The following is a 20,078-nucleotide window of genomic DNA, read 5'->3' on the forward strand; positions in this document are numbered from 1 at the left end:
GGAATCTGGGGGAGACCCAAAAGCTACGGGAGAGTCCGACCTCTGGTTTGGTAATAGTGATATTGTCCATCTAAGTCATCTCTGTGAGCGTAGAATCATCAATGATGAGAATCCCGCATCATAATCTCTGATTTGATGCCGGGAGTATGTCAAAGAAACAGAGTCTGGCACACCTCAGGGTGGTGTCATATCACCTCTGCTGGCTAACATCGCATTGGATGGAATGATTAGGGACACCCAAGAAATTTTTCCTAACCAGAAGAATTATATCCAAGGGTACAAACCCAAAATCATCAGCGTATCTGATGATTTCGTAGTAATTCATAGAGAATTAGAGGTCATTCTACAATGCAAGAAAGCAATCCAAGAATGGTTAAAACCTGTAGGACTAGAACTACAAGAGGATAAAGATGAGAATTTGTCATACCCTCCTGGGAGGGGTTAAGGGTGGGTCCCCATCCCCCCATCATCCACAGAACCACCAACTCAAAAAATATGAGCCAAACCATTCCCAAAAAAATCCGCGCCATGGAAGGGTAAAGAGAGTTGACAGGGGATTTTTTTCCAAGTAGTATTGTATTATGGGTTGCAACTCGCCCGTACTCTTGATTTTTTATTCAATCAATTAAGTAAGCGATCGCCTCTCTCCCCATAACTTAAAAAATAAACAGCTAAATCAAAGACAAAGACTTATAAACAGAAACCAAAGTATTAGCACAAATCACCCCAGAAGCAGCCACTGCCGGAACACCAATACCAGGCAGCGTACTATCACCCACTCGATACAAACCAGGAATAGGAGTATGAGGCCCAGGGAAACTACCATCACCAGCGACAATAGCTGGCCCATAAGAACCTTGATAACGTCGTAAAAAACGAGCATGAGTAAGAGGGGAACCAATTAACTCCAGACTTATACGTTGTCGGACATCAGGAATAACCCTTTCCAAAGCCAAAAATAAAGACTCAGCCTTTTCACGTTTGCGTTGTTGATAAGAGTCATCCTTTTGCCAACCAGAAAAAGATTCCAGAGTATAAGCATGAACCACATGATGACCGGGGGGAGCAAGATGAGAATCCCAAACCGAAGGAATAGAAATCATACAAGTATTGCCAGGAGTGCTAATATCAACATCCCCATCAAGCACAACCACATGATGTCCCGTCAAATCCTCCAAACCATCAGCACGAATACCCAAATGTAAGTGCATAAAACTTTCTACAGCAGGAGTCGCCAAAGCAACTTCGCGGTAAGAAAAAGGTAAATCTTCTAATTGCAATAACTTAGTATAGGTATCCCAAATCGTAGCATTGGAAATCACAATATTCGCTCTAACAACTTCATCCCCACGCAACCGCACCCCTATTACCTTGCCAGACTCTATCAATATTTGTTCCACATGAGTATTCAAGCGTAACTCACCACCCCAACGTTCTAGACCTCTAACCAGAGCATCAACTATAGCACCACTACCACCCATAGGATATTCCACAACTGAGTTAGAACGTTCTCCCAACATAAAGGCCACTTCTGGAGCAACAGTACCATCAGCTTTTAAACCAGAGAGGAGAAAACATTCCAAGTCTATTAAACGACGTACCCATGGGTCTTGCACCCATTTGTCCATTATTTGCCCAACAGAACCCCCAATATCTCTGAGAGAAGGCAGTAACTTCAGCAAAGATAATCCATATTTTCCCAATAAAATAGGAATTAACCAAAAATCAGCTCTTAAAATTGTAGTGGGAATTTCTTTCAGGCCGTTATATATTTGCAAGAGATGCTCTTGAAATTGTTCTAATTCTTCAGCACCTTGAGTTGTGAACTTAGCAACAGCTTCTATGTAGGACGACGCATCAGAATAGATAGGTAAACTACCTTCAGGAAAATGATAGTGTCCCAGAGGGTCATAGACAACTGTCTCAATAGATTCTCCCAAAATTTCTAGGACTTTTTGTAAAGGATTGAGACTATTGGGGTCAGCTAATCCACAATAAAACGAAGGGCCAGAGTCAAAGTGGAAACCTTGGCGGGAGAAAGAGTGAGCAGCACCCCCAGGGATAGCATGGCTTTCACAAACTAATACTTTTTTGCCATAGTAGGCTAGCATTGCTCCTGCAACTAATCCTCCAATACCACTACCAATGACTATTACATTAAAGTTTTCCATATCATATTAATTTTTTTTTGACAATAGCTTTAACAGTTATTAATCTAAGACCTCTTTTTGAAGAAGGCAGAAGGCAGTGGGAACTGTTTGCGTAGCATGACCTAGGAAAGACAGAAGGGAAAATTGCTTATGGATTCAAACCCCACACAATTTTAAGCACCCCCGTTGATGGTGGGGTATTAAACCCGCCACAGAAAAGATAATTATCTTTTTCTTTTGGGTTGAACAGGACTTACGCATTTTTCCGAGAAAAACGCTATATATACCATAGTGCTATAGTTTTTATCTACTATATATAGTATCTTTGCGTAAGTTCTGTTTAATATAAAATCCGGTTATACAGTATATGTTTATAATTCTATCCACACTTCAATATTAAATCGGACTATTTCCCAATCTCCCCATCTGGTTCCCTTTCCCAAAATTGATATAAGCTGTTCAATATTTAAACAGCTTAATAATTTTCTACTGTAGCAAAGTGACTGAATTAATTACAAATTGACTTGATATTCTAGTAGAGTTGATGACTATATTACTTTTGTATTTCAAATAATTCTATAACCACAGTAATATAGTAGCTTAAATAATTTGTAAACAATCGAATAGTAGATCAAAAAGTGAAAAGCCTTACTCCTGTTGCCTAATTCCGAGATATTTTCTGCACAACTCAAATAGGACTACTATATAATTTATAATGGGCTGATTATTATCCATGACTATAGCTAAATCAAACACAGCATCTTGAATTATCCAATAAAATCCTATTTTTGATGAACAGCAATTTGAGTATTATTTTTTGCCCAAACTGATGTTTAAGATGTGACTATTATCAGTAAATCATTTTAAAGTTTCAATAACTTAGAAAAAAAATTACAAATTATTCAGGGATAAAAAGTATGGAATCATTTTCAATCATAGATACAGTAGTTAATGAACTCAAACAAGATGGAGATTTAATCAGAATTAAGAAAGTAATCTATTGTGCTTGCGAAGGCAGGTGGGAAAATGATGAAACTAAATTAGAAGAAATTAATCTCAAGGAATTAATAGAAGAATTATATCAAAAAACCGGAAATATAGAAACCTTAGATCATCGCTTATCTAGAATAGTTTCTAAAGTTAACAAAAAAACAGAATATGGTTTATTAGCACAGAAAATTATTGAGAGTGTAGGTAAACTATATCCTGAAGAAGAAGAAGACATGACAATTATGGAATCTAGTCCCATTTGGGGTCTTCAGGGAGATTCAGGTGAACAAATAACTCTTAAAGATAGATTAGTAGTAGAAGAATCTTATGAAAGAGACCCTGGAAAATTGTTTGATGTCCGGCAAAAAATCATGGAAGGAACTAATCCATTAAAGACAAAAATTCTGATTTTTTCAATCGTAGAACATCAATTTAATTTTGGGGAAAGAGATTGGTTATTGCTGAAAACAAAAAACTTAGATAGTCTAATCAGGCAAATATTTAATTTATGCCTATCTATTACAGATTTAGAATCTTCTTTATATAGTATGGCTAATAATTTTGAATCTCCAGATGAATATGTTCAAGTAGCAAATGTAATTATCAATGCTTTAAGTACTTGCTATTCATCAGAAATTATCCTACCTACAAATAGTCAAGTACAAGTTGAAGATTCAGAGCAAAAAATCAGCAATCCAGAAAATAACAGTGCTTTTCAGAAAGGTAATTTTTTTACTCAAGAATCATCGTCTATAAGTTCATTTGAAAATTCCCAAACAAAAAGAATTCACCAAAAAAATAATCAACAAAAAGCCAAAAATGTTACCGATTCAATTGAGCCACAACAAATAATCCCTTCTGTTACTATTCAACCAAAAATAGATAGTCAAGGCCAAGAGCAAACAGATTCTATAGAAAGAAAAAATATCCTAGATTCAATCAAACAAAAATTAGAAATAGAGCATGAAATTTCTACATTGGTAAATCAGAGTGTAGATACTGTAATGGATACTGTAGAAACACAATTTATTTCCTTAGAGGAAACTTTAAACCACCTTTTACAATCTGAGCTAGAAGAACAACGTTTATTATTAAAATATACAGCGTTAGAAAATTTAATTAGTAATATACAAGACCAGTCCACAAAATTCAAAGAAATTCTGAAACAATTAGAAATAGAAGAAAGAAAAAAACTTAACTTCAGTAATTCTAGCAATACCAACTCTACAGAATTAGAACAAAAAAAAGAAAGTGTTGATGAGAATCAACAAAAAATTCTAGAATTAGCAACCCAAGGTAATCCAAAAGCAGTTGCCTTAATAATTCATCAATTACTTCAGCAACAAGAAATTAAAATAATAGCTGGTAGAAGAAATGGTTGGCTACATCTTATCCTAGAATCTGAGCAAATCCCAAATCAAGAAATGGTAACTTCATTAGTGCAACAAAAAATTGCTAGTTTGAAATCAGAATCTCTGAAAAATGTCAAAATTCATGGTAGAAAACTAGGAGAAAAATCAATTGCTTGGACGCAAACAATTGAATGCTAAAATATTTTGATGAAAACAAGTAAGAAAGAAGAAGTAAAACCTGAAGGAAGTAAGACGTAAGAATTGATTTTAGTCAAAACAATTAACTAACCTTCTTCCTGATTACCTCTTCCTTCTTACTTCGAGTTAATTTTTTAAGTAAGGAAAGGAAAATTATAATGAGTGGTGGTGAAATTCTGAGAAGATATGCAGCAGGAGATACTGATTTTCATGGCATCAATCTTAAAGGTGTACAGTTAAATGGAGCAGATTTAATTGGTGCAAATTTCTCTGGAGCAGATCTTCAAGGAGCAGACTTTGTATTAGCCTTCCTTAACCGAGTTAATCTACAACGTGCTAACCTAATTACTGCCAGACTCAGTGGTGCATATCTAACTCAAGCAAATTTGCAATCTGTTAAAATGGCTGATGTCGATCTTCATGGCGCAAACTTACAGAATGCAGACTTTCGGCAGGCCAATCTAGAATTAGCAAGTTTAATTGATGCTAATCTGAGTGGGGCAGATATGCGAGGAGTTAATCTACAGGGTGCTGACTTGCGTGGTGCTTATATGCGTGGAGCAAATCTCCGCCATGAAAAGCGAGCTTATAAAATAGCTAATCTTAGAGGAGTAAACTTGCGTGGAGCTGATTTGCGTGGTGTTGATTTGACTGGGGCAGATTTAACAAAAGCTGATTTAAGAGGAGCAAACTTAAGTGAAGTTTTACTTAGAGGTGCTAAATTAACAAAAGCAAACTTAGCTCAAACAATTTTGGATGGGGCATTTTTAACAGAATCTAATTTGGCAGGAGTTAACTTATCTGGGGCAAGTTTAATTAATGCCAAAATTCAAAGAGCAGGATTAATGGATACACGGCTGAATGAAGCGAATTTAACTGGCGCGGTCATGGCAGATGTAAAATTGGGTAAAGCTCAGTTAATCAAAGCAAATCTAACTCAAGTAAATTTGGTGAGGGCCGATCTTAGCAGAGCCAATTTAAGTCAGGCCAATCTCACTAAAGCAGACCTAACTGACGCTTATCTCGCAAAAGCAAATTTCCGTAATTCCAGTTTGAATGACTCAATCTTAACCAGGGTTGAATTAAGTACAGCTAATTTAAGTGGTGCTCAAATGCAAGGTGCTGTAATGCCTAATGGAGATATTCACGGTTAATTTTTGATATGTATTTTCAGGATATTCTCACTTTTGAGAGGAAGGTTTTTCTTAACTCTTGTTTAATTGAAATTAATTTTAATTCTTAATACTCCTGTCTGAATAGTTTTGGGCAAATATTTCTATAATAGTTGTGCTTGCCATGTTTTTCAGTTCTTTTCACGACGTTGCTGAATGGTAACGATTTTTAGATTAAGTATCAACGCAAAACATAAATTTTTCAATTTTACCAAGAAATTGTGGGTATGTGCCTCCCCTTTTAATTAAGGGGATAAAAAGCTTTCGTTAGCGTAGCTTCCCGTAGGTTGGGATGGAGTTTGCTACCGCAAAGCTTTCCGTTCCGGAATGCTACCGCAAACGCTAACAGCGAAGCGGCTCTGTCAAGAGCGGGTTTCCTCGTCATATCCAATGGACCAAGACAAAGAGAATATTCTATCTTTCAAGCCTCCTTATTGCATAGATACTGTTAACGCAGTTCCTCCGGCAGGAGGCTAACTAATAACTGAAATGACACTTCAGCAACGCCCCTTTCGCTACCGTTGAGTTATTCTGTAGGCTTCATGTTTGAATTCATAGTGATTTTTTCAATACGGGATGGGTCTTCAGGTAGCCTGACAAACTAATTAGTTCGCAGTATCTCTTTGCAGATACCACCCCCCAGTTTTCTACTACTCAAGTTTGTAGTGATACCAATTTTATGTGAGGCTGCACAAAATTAGTTATTAGGTATTAGGTATTAGGTGTTAGGTGTTAGCTTTTAGGTGTGATACCAATTTTATGTGAGGTGGCACAGAATTATGAAATTTATTAACTTGTCTATCTCGATCTACAGTCAACCCCGATCGAGATATTATTCTATGCAAGTTAGAAATGAATTTGGTATGAGGAGAAAAATATTATTTACTTTATAACATAAATTGACTGTGGCCATATTAAAATGGATTGTCAAACTATTAGGGATCTCCGATCTAAACTTTGTTTGAAGACCCGCACTCTCCTGAGGGTGGGAGCAGAGGGATGAGAAAACTAATCAATGCTGCGGTTTTCCTAATAGTATGTTAGAATTAATCAGGATGCTAGGCTAGCAGTTTATAGGAAAGCCGTCAGATTGGCGACATACTGTGGAGCGCGCCTTGAGACCAGAAAAGGTTCGTCCTTGGAGGAAGGTGCTATGTTAGGGTAGCTCCTCTGTCAAGAGGAAGCAAAAAGCTCCTACAAGCTATGTTAGCGAATTCCACGTTGTAGCTCAAGCGCAACGTCGGGAGTATGTCAAATGATTGATATGTGTATAGCAGGGAACAGGCAACAGGCAATAAGGAACAGTGATGCAACCCCGCATCGGTGGCAGACGAAAGCTGTGGGAAACAGGCGTTTTGCTAGGGTAAAGCTCCGCTAAAAGCTAGGGCACAAGTACGTTAACGGCTAGCCTCTTACAGAGGAGCTAAAGCTTTTCATGTCGCCGATAGCCGAAACGCCGATATTAAAAGCGGATGACCTCTGCACTTTTCGGATTTCCTGTCCCTCCATTCCCGAAGGGAACGCCATGATAATGCCGACCAAGAGACGGCACGCATAGCAACAGAGGCAACAGTGGGAAAAACATTTCCCTATCTAAGGTCGATTGTCAGTCTATGTTTTAACCAACTCGTTCTTTGCTATAGGTCTCAAAATGGTAGATCCAAGCTAATTGTGAATCATCCAAAATTGAGTGACCATTAATTGCTTATGGACTATGTCAGATAATTCTGGTTTGCTGATGACTAATAATGCTACTGCTATTAAGGCCATTAGCAATTATATTTACCAAACGATCGTTTCTATTCAACAACAACATCCAGAATGGATAAATCCAAAGTACAAGAGCATTCCTTGGAATAATGCCAAGAATCAATCTACTTTGACTAATAAGTTGACAAAAGGGCTTTCTTGTGCTGCAACCAAGGAGGATTTACAGCTTAAAGTCATAAATTATCTTCATATTCTTCTGACTCCCGAGTTTATTAATTCCGATCGATATAATGCTTTAATTTCTCAGATAGATAGATTCATTTATCCAGAAATAAATATCATTTCATCAGACAAAATTACTAATTCTCAGATTCCTGATTTCTCTACAAATGGAACTAAATTGGTTGAGTCTGGTATGGCGATTTTATTGTTAGATGTAGAAAATTTACACCTTGATATTGAAACAGAAAAAATCCTTGTAGATATCTGCAATTATCCGATTCAAATTAAGGTTGCTTTTGCTAATTGGCGCAGTATGGGAAAAAAAGATGAAGAATTTCATCAACGTGGTTATCAATTAATTCATGTTCCTCCTGGCAAGGATAGTGCTGATTTGAAAATGGCAACTGTAGGTGCTTCTATTTTTGTCAATTATCCCACAGCTAAAGAAGTTTTAGTTTGTTCTTCAGATCGAGGATTAACTCATCTGGGTACTACTCTTCAATCTCATGGATTAACTGTGTATCAAGTACGGAAATATAAAAACCAAATTACTGTTTTAAATAGTCAAACTGGGGAGTCACAAGTATATGCGATTTCTGTCCCAGACATACCTACTATTGACACATTTATTATTCAATTACAGGAGTTAATCAGGTCTGAATCAGAAAAAATAGGACTACAATGGATTAAATTTTCGAGAATTTCTGCGTTGTATAAAGAAACCTATAAAGTGAATCTTAAAGATGTAGTTTTAAATCACTTTCCTGACCAAAAGTCTAGACAAATATTTGTCAATTTTCCAGCTTATTTTGCAATTCATCAACCGTCGGAAAAATCCCAAACTTATGTCAGCATTTTTAATTTGTTTAAACCGGAACAAAAAAGTTTAACTCCTCCTACAGATAATGGCGAAGTACCTACCAATATTACGGATATTTCTGAAATTACTTCTCAGGAAATCATGGAAAAAGTATTAGTAAAAATTGTGAGTAAATTAATTGATGGATCTCCAAATAATTATGTTCCTATTTCTAATCTCGGCAGTGAGTTTCACCGACTATATGGTAGACCAATTACTAAAACTATTAAGCGGTTTCAACCTAGTAAAAAATTTCCCAAATATTTGGAGTTGTGTAGTTCGCTGAAGTTGCATCAATCTGAAGAAGGTCGTTGGTTCGTAAGCTTGAGATAAAGTCGGCATTGGTGAATTTAGCTATGATTTTTGTGCTTAGGGAATAGGGGATAGGGAATAGGGAATAGGTAGGGACTTTGAATACATCCCACATAGGGACTCTACATATAGCTAGTGCGTTATCGGCAGCTCTACCTTAGCAAATGCCATTCGCCCCTAAAGATGGTGCTTTAAAGGTCAATTTGCCTAAGTCCTGAATAAATTTGAGTGGAAAGGGAGTAGGGAGTAGGGAAAACCGGAGCAAGGAAATAGAGGAATCTCCGAGTCCTATTTTCATAGTACTATATTATAAAAATATATGTAAAGAAATGTAAAGAGAAAGTTAATGCAGGACAAAGTTGTTGTAGTTGTGGGTGCTACTGGTGGTATAGGTTCAGTAGTGGCAGAAAAACTGGCAAATTCTGGTGCGAGCTTAGTATTAGCGGCCAGAGATAGCAGTAGATTGGACAATTTAGCCACTCAACTATCTACTACCCAAGTTATTACTGTACCAACAAATATTACCAACCCAGAGGAAGTAGAAACTCTAATGGAAAAAACTTCCAGTCATTTTGGCCAAATTGATGTGTTAATCAATGCAGCAGGAGCAGGTATTCTCAAACAATGGAACAAAATTGAACCTGCTGACCTAGATATTATGCTTGACCTCAATTTGAAAGGCAGTTTCTATACCTGTCAAGCCGCTGCCAATGTCATGAAAGGACAAAAATCAGGCCATATTTGCAATGTTATTGGTATTCTCGGCAAACATTCAATGGCCATGGGGACTGTATATTGTGCTTCTAAGTTTGGTTTGGTGGGTTTGAGTAAATGTATGGCGGATGAGTTACGACGCTATGGTATTAAGGTGACTCTTTTCTATTTCGGAGGAGTGAATACACCTTTCTGGGATAATGTTAGCCTAAAGGTCGATCGCTCAAAAATGCTAAGTTCTGAAACTGCTGCCGATGCAATAATGTTTGCCCTCAATGCAGAACCCCAAGCTGTACCAATGGAAATTAATATTCAGCCAGACAGTCATTTATTTTTTTAAAGCAGAAGTTACACATTCTTCCAAGAAAAACACTATATATATCATAGTGCTATAGTTTTTATCTACTATATGTAGTGTCTTTGCGTAAGTCCTTTCAACAATTAATAATTACCTCTCTTGGAAAGGAAGAGGTAAGACTCAAAGGAAAATTATAGCGCTGCGCGCAGGCAACAGGCCACAGCTCCGGAAGGCAATAGGGGGAATAAAAATCTGATAATATAAGACTTTTAGCTATTGGACAATTCGTACAATTTGTAAAGATGCCAGCGCACATTGCTATAATTCATTGTTTCTCCTTTAAAGGAGAGGATTTTTACCTTAATTATTCGGTAAAGAAAAGAATTTAAGCTCATCAGTAATAAAGGTTGGTTATGGAATTCGATCACATTCACTTCTACGTTGAAAATGCAATGGAGTCACGAGATTGGTTTATTGAAAAATTAGGCTTTAAAGCGATCGCCTCTCAAACCACTCAACATACTCATAAGGAAATTATCAACAGAGGTCGAGTATATTTTGCCCTATCCTCTCCCATCACATCAGAAAATTTTGTTGCTGATTTTCTCAGGATACATCCTCCCGGAGTAGGTGATGTCGCTTTTAGGGTTCGAGACCTTAACTCAGTTGTGGCCAAAGCTGCGGCGAATGGAGCAGAAGTTTTGCAACCTATTCAGCAAGACTTACAGGGTTTGAGATGGGCAAAAATTTCCGGATGGGGAGATATAAGTCATACTCTAGTTGAAAAAATTGATGATGCACAAATTTTACATCCTACTTCTCAACTCTCTACAAATATTGTAGCTATCGATCATGTAGTTTTGAATGTAGCTGAGGATAATTTACAATCTGCTCTCGACTGGTATCATCAAATTCTAGAATTTCAACCCCAGCAAAGCTTTGAAATTCAAACAGATAAATCTGCTTTACGCAGTCAAGTGATGGTTGACCCAGATGGTGGAGTGAAATTTCCCATTAATGAACCTGCATCTGCTAATTCTCAAGTTCAAGAATTTTTGGATGCTAATCATGGTGCGGGGATACAACATATTGCTTTACGGACAGAGAATATTTTGGAGGTGATAGGAGATTTGCGATCGCGTGGTTTGGGTTTTTTGCGGGTTCCGGCAACATATTACTCTCAACTGCAAGCAAAAGCATTAAGTTATTTACCGGAAGTTGACTGGCAAAAAGTTCAAGAATATCAAATTTTGCTAGACTGGCAGGAAATGAGACCGGAAGCAATGTTACTGCAAATTTTCACCAAACCCATTTTTCCTCAACCAACTGTATTTTTTGAGTTTATTGAACGCAGGGTTGCTTGGGTGAATGGTAAACAAATGCAAGCTCAAGGTTTTGGTGAAGGAAATTTTCTAGCTTTATTTGAAGCTATAGAAAGAGAGCAAATGCAGCGAGGTAGTTTGGGCAAAAGTTAAGAGTATTGGACTGATATAGTATCCGGATAATTAGTTATCCTATCATTTAGGAGTCAGGATCAAGGATCAAGGAGTCAGGATCAAGGATCAAGGATAAAGGAAGGATGAGAGTGGGAATTATCTGGGGATATTCCGGCATTTTATGTCTGCATTGAATAGAAGTATAGAGTGCGACAACTGTATAACCGGATTTCATATTATACCAAATCAATAAATATTTGCGACAAATAGCTAGGATGTTTCTTAGGAGTCAACCCACCCGTAATATCAAATCCGGTAGCATCGGTGTAATTAGATTCATAGTGTGGGGAGTGTGGGGAGTGTGAGAGATGGGGAGATATTTGGTAATGGTTGAAGATGGAACATTTTTTTATACCGAATTAAACGGATTTAATATAACCCCTGGGAGGGGAAGTCAGGAGGACCGAGTCAGAATGAATAGCTTCAATACCATTTTTCAGGTCGGAAATCATTCTTTTCTCTTGGTGCGCGTTCCGCAAGCGAGCTGGCGTCGTCGCGGGGTCGCACCGCTCTCTTGGTCGATTGGATATGGCGAGGAGACCCTAAGAGTGACAGAGCCGCTCCGAAGATCGCCATCCCACCCTACGGGAAACTGCGCTAAGGACCGCTTTGTCAAAGGACATATCCTGCATTTGTCTTTTTATTTCTCTGACTATTTGTAACATTCTTTTTTCACGCTTAGTATTGTATATCACATTCTATGGAATGCTACGCAAATTCTATAGAATGTGATATATAATTTTGGCGATGTCAATCAACATTATTATAGGGTGCAAAAATGGACGATAATTACGAAAAAAATAATCGTATCCAACAAGCTTTTGATTTTTCGGAGAATGAACAGACTCTTCTGAGCGACATTAATGGGCTGGGAGTGGCTTTAGATGATGACCTTTATAAAATTGAAGCCACAGAAGGCTCTTTAGATATCTTTGTCGAGTTAACCTTTAACCATAATGAAGGGAATCTTGATTTATTTCTCCTTGATTCAACAGGAAATGAAATTGCCTCTTCAGATTCTCTAGATGATAATGAAATAATTGATTTTACTGTTGACAAAGCAGGGACTTATTATATCCAAGTCACTTCAGGGGATGGTACTTTTTCAGGGAATACCTATGATTTGCTCTGGGATGATGTTATTGGCGAAAATACCTTTCGCACTATTAATGGTTTAAATAATAATCTTCAAAACCCTGAATTTGGTAGTGCAACAGAAAAAGGCACTCGATACACTCAATTATTACGCTTAGGTCCTGAAGCTTACGAAGATGGATTATCTGAACCAAGAGGTGGTGGACTAACTACGCCCCTTGAACTTCCTAGTGCGCGGGCAGTCAGTAATGCGATCGCCGATCAAGGAGAAGAATCTATTGTCAACGACTTTAAACTTTCTGACTGGTTTTGGCAGTGGGGACAATTTATCGATCATGACATCGATTTAACGGAAGCCGATTCTTCAGGGGACTCATTTCCTATTCAAGTTCCTACAGGCGATCCAGATTTTGATCCTTTTGGAACAGGAACTCAAACCATCCCCTTAACCCGTTCTATTTTCGATCCTGCCACTGGCACCACAAACCCCCGTGAACAGATTAACGAAATTACGGCGTTTCTTGATGGTTCTATGGTTTATGGTTCCGATGAAGCAACAGCCCTTTCTTTGAGAGCTGATGATGGCACTGGAAAACTAGCCACCAGCATCGGTCCTGATGGGGAGATTTTACTGCCTACTGATAGTGATGGTAACTTTCTTGCCGGAGATATCCGTGTTAATGAACAATTAGGCTTAATTTCTGTTCACACCCTGTTTGTTAGAGAACATAACCGCTTGGCAGATGAAATTACTGATGTTTTAGACAATGGAAACGGAAGTAAAGCAGACAAACTGAATGAACTGTTTGAAGAGTCTGGGTTAAGCCGTGGTGACTTTATCTATGAATCAGCTCGTCGTTTAGTTGGGGCAAAAATTCAGACCATTACCTATAATGAATTTTTACCCTTGCTCTTAGGAAAGGATGCTCTTGGTGAGTATACGGGTTATGATGAAACCCTTGAACCGGGTATTTTCACTGAATTCTCCACTGGTGTTTTCCGCTTTGGTCATACCATGCTTTCACCTCAACTCTTACAAGTGGAAGAGGATGGAAGCTATGAAGCCGTTGCTCTACGAGATGCTTTCTTTCAACCTAGCAAAATTATGGAGGATGGAGTTGATTCTTTATTGAAAGGGTTAGAATCCCAACAAGCTCAAGCAGTTGATAATTTCCTGATTGATGATGTTCGTAACTTCTTGTTTGGTCCTCCTGGGGCTGGTGGTTTTGACTTAGCCTCTCTCAATATTCAACGGGGACGGGAGAATGGTGTAGCTGATATTAATACAGTTCGTAATGCTATCGGTTTATCCTCTTATACAGACTTTGATGAATTAACAGGAGGAAACAGCGAGCTTGCTGCTAAGTTTGCATCGGTGTATGATTCTATTGATGATGTGGATCTCTGGATTGGTGGATTAGCCGAACAGGATATTAATGGTGGAGTGGTTGGTGAGACAATCAGTGCCATCATCATCAAGCAATTCACTAATTTACGGGATGGCGATCGCTTTTATGTTAAAAATGATCCGTATCTCAAGGAACTTGAAGGCATTATCGATAAGAATCTTGATAACGTTAGTCTCGCCGATATTATCGAAGATAACTCTGATGTTAAAATTGTGGCCAGTGCCTTTACAGTCAATAACCCCATAGTTGTTTAAATCCTGGATACAATCTTGATTTGATCTGATTGGTATAATACCAAGTGTGATCAATGTTTACTACAAATAGCTAGGGGATTTTTAGGAGTCATATAGAGTCAGGTTATATAATTACTTCAATCTCCCCTACTCCCTACTCCCTACTCCCTGCTATAAATATTTATTTTCTTGACAATGCTTTAATAAAAAGCTATACTAGATTGAATAACAAAATCCATCGTTCATCTTCCCCACAGTGTAGATTGGCTGATTAACCAAGAGCTTGAGGAAGACGGAAGTAGGGGCTAGAAATATTAGCTAAAAAGAAAAACTTACTTAAATACCTATCTTCAACAAGGTTCTAGATAAAGCTTCAATCTTGCATGGGTTACTTTTAGTAAGTTCAGCAAAATCATCTATCCCGAAGGAACGTACTACTATTATTTGAGGTAGTTGTAATGATTTCGACTTCATTGATGAGTCTCATCATTTGTTTCTTTGCCGTTTATGTTTATGTCAATACTACTGAAGAGATTGTCAAAATAGTCACAGCAGGGATAGCATTACTTTGTCTATTTTTGAGTATTATTTTTGCTCCTTGGACAATTGTTTTAATTTTGGTTATATCCTTAGTGTGTTTTCAATTTCCATTGTTGAAATATTAAGGAAGAATACGGCGTTGCACAATCAGGGATGATAAAATCCGAAAGTAGATATTTTTGGATAATTCTTTCCTCAATATATGTACAGTTTAAAATCTATTATCATTCTTTAATGTGCAACCCCAAGAATACTATGTAGCATCCTAATTTCAATTTCATCAAATACAAAAAAAATAAATCCACTTCTTGTTTGAGGTGGACTTTTTTTGATTTCAGCCAGCAACAGCTTGAGAAGTTTTGTATTTGTTACACTAAAGGCACAATTTACAGCACTTTTGAGGATGGTGAGGTACAGTAACAGCAATGAGTGAACCAATTTCTCATATCAGTTAAAGTCACTTGCTCAATTGCTTCCATTAATTAATGCTATTTCGAGCATCATCTCTAGTACGAGCCGCAACCCCTCGCAAATATTCTTTAATTTTTGACCAACAATTTTCAATTGGGTTAAATTCAGGAGAATATGGAGAAAGATATAGCACTTTTATTCGGAGCTTCTTCAATTATATTTCTGATTTCCTCAACTTGATGAGCTGGTAAATTGTCCATAAAAACTTGAAAAACATTTTTACCGAGAAATTGTGGGTATGCGCCTCCCCTTTTCAGGGGAAAAAAGAAAAAAATTTTTCATGATTAGTCAATCCTCTTGTTTTCAAGGAGAGGTAATTATTAATTATTAATTATTAATTGTTGAAAGTTATTCCTGTTTTAGCTTGAATTTTAGAACATAACTCTCTGAAAGTAGCATCTGGTTTTTCTGGAACTAATTTTGAGATTAATTCTTGAGAACCTTTTAATTTATGACCTGGACCTGGACGATCAGATTTTGCATCTATATGACCTGCCATACGTATATCTGTTGATTAGTTTTTGCACAAAACTTTTCGCTACTTGAAAACGAACAGCCAGTTGACGAATTGAGCTTTTTTGATTCAAATAAGTTTCCATAATTTTTTTTCTCAGATCGAGAGAATAAGCTTTCATATATAGGAACAGAAATGAGATTTTTAATAATTGATCAAAATTTAATTTTGGCCAAATCACTAAGTTCTGATTTTGACTTTAGCGATCGCCTATGAGACATTATTTGACTGATTCAATCATTACTGTTACTGTACCTCACTATCCTCGAAAGTGCTGTAAATACACCTATTATGGATGACGTCTTAGGTCACTGGTTTGAATACTGCCCGTCTAATGCTTTGCTTTCTTCACTGCCAGATATGAATGACTCCTTTGATCGTTGGCATTGCATAATTGCGGGATGAGAATCACATTTGCACCTATCTGAAAATGTTGATAGGTTAAAACAAATTTTTTGACAGATATCAAAATCATCCCATGATGATGCAACGCTCCAGTTTTAGCTATAGAGAGGATTTCGGGTTATTTATTGTCCAAAACTCCCTCCTAATCAGCTTTTGCACCTAACATAACAAAATCAATCGAGATGTTAAGAAAGATGCGACTAATGCACACCTTAGCCGAAAAAGGAGAGAGTTTAGTTCTACTGTGAAAAAGAAACGATATTAATACAATTGATTCAGCCATTGATCCACATCAATGGCCAGCTTCTTACCTAATTGTAATAACTTGCTAATTTGAGGCAATTCCCAAGTTTCTCCTACCTCTACACCATTAGTTTGTATTTCACTATGATTTTTCCTTTGAATATAACCTAAACACAGAGGTACAATATGATTCTCCAGAGATTGGAAATATATCTCCTGAGCATTAATTAATGATAAACCTAGATTTAATCGATCACCTACTTCAATAATTCGCTCTAAGTTGTAGATATCTTGCTCTACATTATAATGTTCATTGTCATGCAAAATATGCCGGAGTGAACTAACTATTAACCTTTCTAAAGCTTCTTTAACTTCCAGGTTGTAGAACCGACATTGCTGTTGACCTACTTCAGTAGCAAGAGCTTCTAAATCAGCCAAATGATTCTGGCTCAATTTTCCATCACTACTTTCCGCTTCTAACCCCCGTACACTTGTTAAGAACTTATGACCTAATGCCACTTCGGCAGCTACCTGTAACTCTTGGGGTACAGGTAAATTATCTCGGTGGAAAGCCATCATTATGCTATAATTATCTCGGTACACCTGACTATACAATTGATCCAGGCGATTGAGAGTTTCCTGACTAAGTAGCCCCATTATTCGTTGACGTTCCTCTGCAAATAGATCCTTCAGGCTAAATGAACGTTCGCCAAATAACTCGCTCATAGTCATAATCACATTTGCTATACTAGCTTCTTGCAAAGCATCAAATAGCTTTTGTTTCAGTTTATTATAAACTATTTGTCCGCTAAAGGGGCGAATACAGCAATGGAAATCCCATCCTCCCAAATGCAGTACAGCAAAAACAAAATTCTTACATTCTAGCGTAATTTCTGAAACTAGCTCTAACTGACCAACTGCTAGACTTAGATTACCCATGCGTCGCATTTGATAATCATGTTGCTTGGCGTTATAGCAGTAAATTCGCTGTTCGCGAGTATAAGTAGTAAACAAAGAATTAATGGCGTAGTGAGCTGCTACTTGCTCTAAACTAATTTTAGCTGTAGCAACTAATTGCCGATAAACTTCATCACCTGTTTTGAACAACTCTACATTACTGGGGGCAAAAGCAAGTCGCCCGATAAATTCTTTTTCAAGTTCTAGCTGTATCCCTGATACATCCTCTGCTAATTCTATTGCCCTAGCTGCATAACGTAAAATTTGAGTGCCTTCTGGTCGGGATATTTCATCAAAAAACCAGCCACAACTTGTAAACATTAATAGTGAATGTCTTTGCATTTCTAGTAAACGCAAAGCATCTACTTTTTCTATTTCTGTTAAGTCGTGACTTTGATGCTTGGAAAAGAAATTATTAATGTTAGTAATAGAGCGGTCGAGAATTACTTTAATGTATTCATCTCGTGCTGCCCAAACATCGTTGAAGAAGTGACGACCCAAATCTTCGTAAATCTCTACAAATTGATCCCGTAGCCAATTGAGTGAATCTCGCAATGGTCTGCGCCATTTTTGATTCCAGGTGCCTCCACCACCGCAACCACAATCATCTTGCCAACGGTCAACACCATGAGAACAGCTCCAAGCTGTTACTGGTTTTAAAACAACTTCCCAAGTAGGGGAACTAATGCTGAGATAATGAGCAAAGTTGGTTACTTTCCAGTCACGCTGAGGAAATTCTCCTAAGAAGGCATAGGCAAGGCATTTTTCTGTACCACCTTTGTGATGACCGAATGTTTCGCCGTCAGTGGCAACAGAAATCAATTGGGAGGGTCGGTGGTCTCCCCGCACAGCTTGGCCTAATCGTCCGGCAAAGTTATGGGAACTATTTAGGACATCGTTGAAGCCCATATCTCTTGATATTGGACCATCATAGAAGAAGATGTCAATGTATGGAATTTCTGTGGAGTTATCGCTGTTATTTGGTAAGAAACAACGATAAGGTTGGGTGGGGTCAATTTGACTGCCACCTACTTCTATCCATTCAGGATTTTCGTTTTCTGAGTTTGGGAAGGGGCGACAACGTTCTGCTTGGGAAGGTGCTAAGATAATAAAACGAATCCCTTCTGCGACTAACACTTCTAGGGTAGGATAGTCAACCGCTGTTTCTGCTAGCCACATTCCTTCGGGATCGCGACCAAACCTGGAGCGGAAGTCTTCTTTACCCCACCGAATTTGAGTGTATTTATCTCGTTCATTGGCTAGGGGCAAGATGATATGGTTGTATGCTTGGGCGATCGCATTGCCATGTCCATCTAGTCGTTGGCAACTTTTGCGGTCTGCCTCGATAATTTTTTGATAGACTTCCATATCGTGACGCTCTAACCAACTCATTAAGGTTGGACCGATATTGAAGCTCAGATATTCAAAGTTATTGGCGATCCCCACCAATTCTCCTCGTTCGCTTAAGATTCTGGCAAAAGCATTGGGGCGATAGCATTCGTGTAAAATTCGCTCATTCCAGTCATGGTTTGGAGCTGCACTAGGTTGACGTTCGATAGCGTCTAGGTAAGGATTTTCTCTTGGTGGTTGATAGAAGTGACCGTGGATAGTTACATAAATTCCTGTAGCAGTGTTAGAAGGTGCTACAGAAGTTGTACGGTCTTTGGTTGTTTCAGACAATGATACTTCTACAACAGAGTCGTTAAGTTGATTCAATTTCTTTTCAAATGAGGAAACCATGCGATCGCATTCTCCATTTTCAATAATAAATTATTGTCTTCGTCTTACTCTGACGAAACTGCTAGGTCTAGAATTTTTTTCAAACATTGAATACGGTTGTTCAATTCTAAATCCAAGTTGATTTACTTTAATTTCAATAATTTCAATTACATTTTCTACGTTTTAGCAATTTTTGCAGAGTTAATGAAAGGCAGATTATGTTTAGATGCTCTTGATTAGTTGTCCAAGCTCTTTAATTAAAAGCTACAAATTTCTCACTTTCTTTACCTTAATTTTAGTAGGTGAGATTTTTGTCAGTTTAATATAATGTTGAGAGCTTACTTGCAGAGTTAAAAAAGATTTAATAGTTATGTTTGTGATTTGTATCATAAAGTCTAACTTAGTTAAAAAGCAAGACTGTAGTTATAAAACTTAATTTTACTTACCATTCTCTATAAATTAGTAATATTAATTTATCATGTCATCAAACTTCTGTCTCCAAAGCTAATAATGAGGTGAAGTTTTGGAGTCTTCCTAGATGAAGCAAAAATGCTAACCTTTTAGGGTGTTTCACAGCTTTTGCCTGTTGTCTGTTCTCTACTATACCGAGGGGTGCTAGATTTGCTATTCAGATACGACCTGGTGGTGCTTTGTTCCGACCTCTATCTCCAATGCGATGATGGGGTGTGGTTTTGGAGTCTTCCTAGATGAAGCAAAAATGCTAACTTTTTAGGGTGTTTCACAGCTTTTACTTGTTGTCTGTTTCTTACTATACCAGTTAATGTCAAATCATTAGAAAATGGTAAAAGCGATAATTTGAGTTGATACCAACTTCAGTTAATTTATTGTCCTCAAAAGGCCATTATATTGAATCAGAACTTATATCATGTCCGGATAATTAACGATAAAAAACCTTCTCCCTTTAAACTTTTCTTTTCCTTCTGCCTTCTGCTTTTTTTCCTCCAAAGTGTAAGTATTCAAGCGGACGTGATGTTACCCATGAGGTACGAAAAACTAGG

Annotated in this window: 10 protein-coding genes, 1 pseudogene and 1 riboswitch; of the genes and pseudogenes, 7 read left to right on the plus strand and 4 right to left on the minus strand. The window is 37.6% G+C overall.

What is annotated here, in order from left to right; genetic code table 11:
• Positions 1 to 154: 154 nt before the first annotated feature.
• Positions 155 to 431, plus strand: a pseudogene (locus tag F6K06_RS21855) (reverse transcriptase domain-containing protein); the annotation flags it as partial.
• Between the two features lie 240 nt (positions 432 to 671).
• Here F6K06_RS21855 and F6K06_RS21860 read toward each other — a convergent pair.
• Positions 672 to 2,171 (minus strand): NAD(P)/FAD-dependent oxidoreductase, encoded by a 1,500-nt coding sequence (locus F6K06_RS21860; RefSeq protein WP_124145109.1) that lies wholly within the window; start codon positions 2,169 to 2,171, stop codon positions 672 to 674.
• Positions 2,172 to 3,067: 896 nt separating this feature from the next.
• Between F6K06_RS21860 and F6K06_RS21865 the strand changes: the two genes are divergently transcribed.
• The 6 genes from F6K06_RS21865 to F6K06_RS21890 all read left to right on the plus strand — a co-directional run bounded on the left by F6K06_RS21865 (position 3,068) and on the right by F6K06_RS21890 (position 14,231).
• The gene (locus F6K06_RS21865) at positions 3,068 to 4,690 is read left to right on the plus strand and encodes a hypothetical protein (protein WP_124154692.1); all 1,623 of its coding nucleotides are present in this window, start codon (positions 3,068 to 3,070) and stop codon (positions 4,688 to 4,690) included.
• A 158-nt stretch (positions 4,691 to 4,848) separates the two neighbouring features.
• Positions 4,849 to 5,844, plus strand: coding sequence for a pentapeptide repeat-containing protein (locus F6K06_RS21870; RefSeq protein ID WP_124145111.1), 996 nt, complete (start codon positions 4,849 to 4,851; stop codon positions 5,842 to 5,844).
• 1,732 nt (positions 5,845 to 7,576) lie between these two features.
• Positions 7,577 to 8,986, plus strand: a complete 1,410-nt coding sequence (locus F6K06_RS21875; RefSeq protein WP_124145112.1) for an NYN domain-containing protein — start codon at positions 7,577 to 7,579, stop codon at positions 8,984 to 8,986.
• Positions 8,987 to 9,311: 325 nt separating this feature from the next.
• Positions 9,312 to 10,019: an SDR family oxidoreductase gene (locus F6K06_RS21880; RefSeq protein ID WP_124145113.1), complete on the plus strand. Its 708-nt coding sequence runs from the start codon at positions 9,312 to 9,314 to the stop codon at positions 10,017 to 10,019.
• A gap of 371 nt (positions 10,020 to 10,390) precedes the next feature.
• Entirely contained in the window at positions 10,391 to 11,452 is a 1,062-nt protein-coding gene (gene hppD, locus F6K06_RS21885) for a 4-hydroxyphenylpyruvate dioxygenase (RefSeq protein ID WP_124145114.1), read from the plus strand.
• 799 nt (positions 11,453 to 12,251) lie between these two features.
• Positions 12,252 to 14,231 carry a peroxidase family protein gene (locus F6K06_RS21890; protein WP_124142942.1) on the plus strand — a complete coding sequence of 660 codons (1,980 nt, stop codon included), beginning with the start codon at positions 12,252 to 12,254 and terminating at the stop codon, positions 14,229 to 14,231.
• Between the two features lie 216 nt (positions 14,232 to 14,447).
• Positions 14,448 to 14,646: riboswitch (Glutamine riboswitch) on the plus strand.
• Between the two features lie 582 nt (positions 14,647 to 15,228).
• On the opposite strand, the gene F6K06_RS34620 is transcribed toward F6K06_RS21890, so the two are convergent.
• The 3 genes from F6K06_RS34620 to F6K06_RS21905 form a co-directional block, all read right to left on the minus strand.
• Positions 15,229 to 15,354 carry a transposase gene (locus tag F6K06_RS34620; protein ID WP_161565008.1) on the minus strand — a complete coding sequence of 42 codons (126 nt, stop codon included), beginning with the start codon at positions 15,352 to 15,354 and terminating at the stop codon, positions 15,229 to 15,231.
• 201 nt (positions 15,355 to 15,555) lie between these two features.
• Positions 15,556 to 15,720, minus strand: a complete 165-nt coding sequence (locus tag F6K06_RS21900; RefSeq protein WP_161564302.1) for a hypothetical protein — start codon at positions 15,718 to 15,720, stop codon at positions 15,556 to 15,558.
• Between the two features lie 681 nt (positions 15,721 to 16,401).
• Entirely contained in the window at positions 16,402 to 19,080 is a 2,679-nt protein-coding gene (locus F6K06_RS21905; RefSeq protein ID WP_124154952.1) for a DUF3536 domain-containing protein, read from the minus strand.
• Between the last annotated feature and the right edge of the window lie 998 nt (positions 19,081 to 20,078).

The sequence above is a fragment of the Okeania sp. SIO1H4 genome (genome assembly GCF_010672695.1).
Lineage (GTDB): Bacteria > Cyanobacteriota > Cyanobacteriia > Cyanobacteriales > Microcoleaceae > Okeania > Okeania hirsuta.

Bases quoted from the DNA above. Each gene is read 5' to 3' on its own strand.
- F6K06_RS21860 (WP_124145109.1), bottom strand. From the start codon at position 2,171: ATGGAAAACTTTAATGTAATAGTCATTGGTAGTGGTATTGGAGGATTA.
- F6K06_RS21865 (WP_124154692.1), top strand. From the start codon at position 3,068: ATGGAATCATTTTCAATCATAGATACAGTAGTTAATGAACTCAAACAA.
- F6K06_RS21870 (WP_124145111.1), top strand. From the start codon at position 4,849: ATGAGTGGTGGTGAAATTCTGAGAAGATATGCAGCAGGAGATACTGAT.
- F6K06_RS21875 (WP_124145112.1), top strand. From the start codon at position 7,577: ATGTCAGATAATTCTGGTTTGCTGATGACTAATAATGCTACTGCTATT.
- F6K06_RS21880 (WP_124145113.1), top strand. From the start codon at position 9,312: ATGCAGGACAAAGTTGTTGTAGTTGTGGGTGCTACTGGTGGTATAGGT.
- hppD (WP_124145114.1), top strand. From the start codon at position 10,391: ATGGAATTCGATCACATTCACTTCTACGTTGAAAATGCAATGGAGTCA.
- F6K06_RS21890 (WP_124142942.1), top strand. From the start codon at position 12,252: ATGGACGATAATTACGAAAAAAATAATCGTATCCAACAAGCTTTTGAT.
- F6K06_RS21900 (WP_161564302.1), bottom strand. From the start codon at position 15,720: ATGGCAGGTCATATAGATGCAAAATCTGATCGTCCAGGTCCAGGTCAT.
- F6K06_RS21905 (WP_124154952.1), bottom strand. From the start codon at position 19,080: ATGGTTTCCTCATTTGAAAAGAAATTGAATCAACTTAACGACTCTGTT.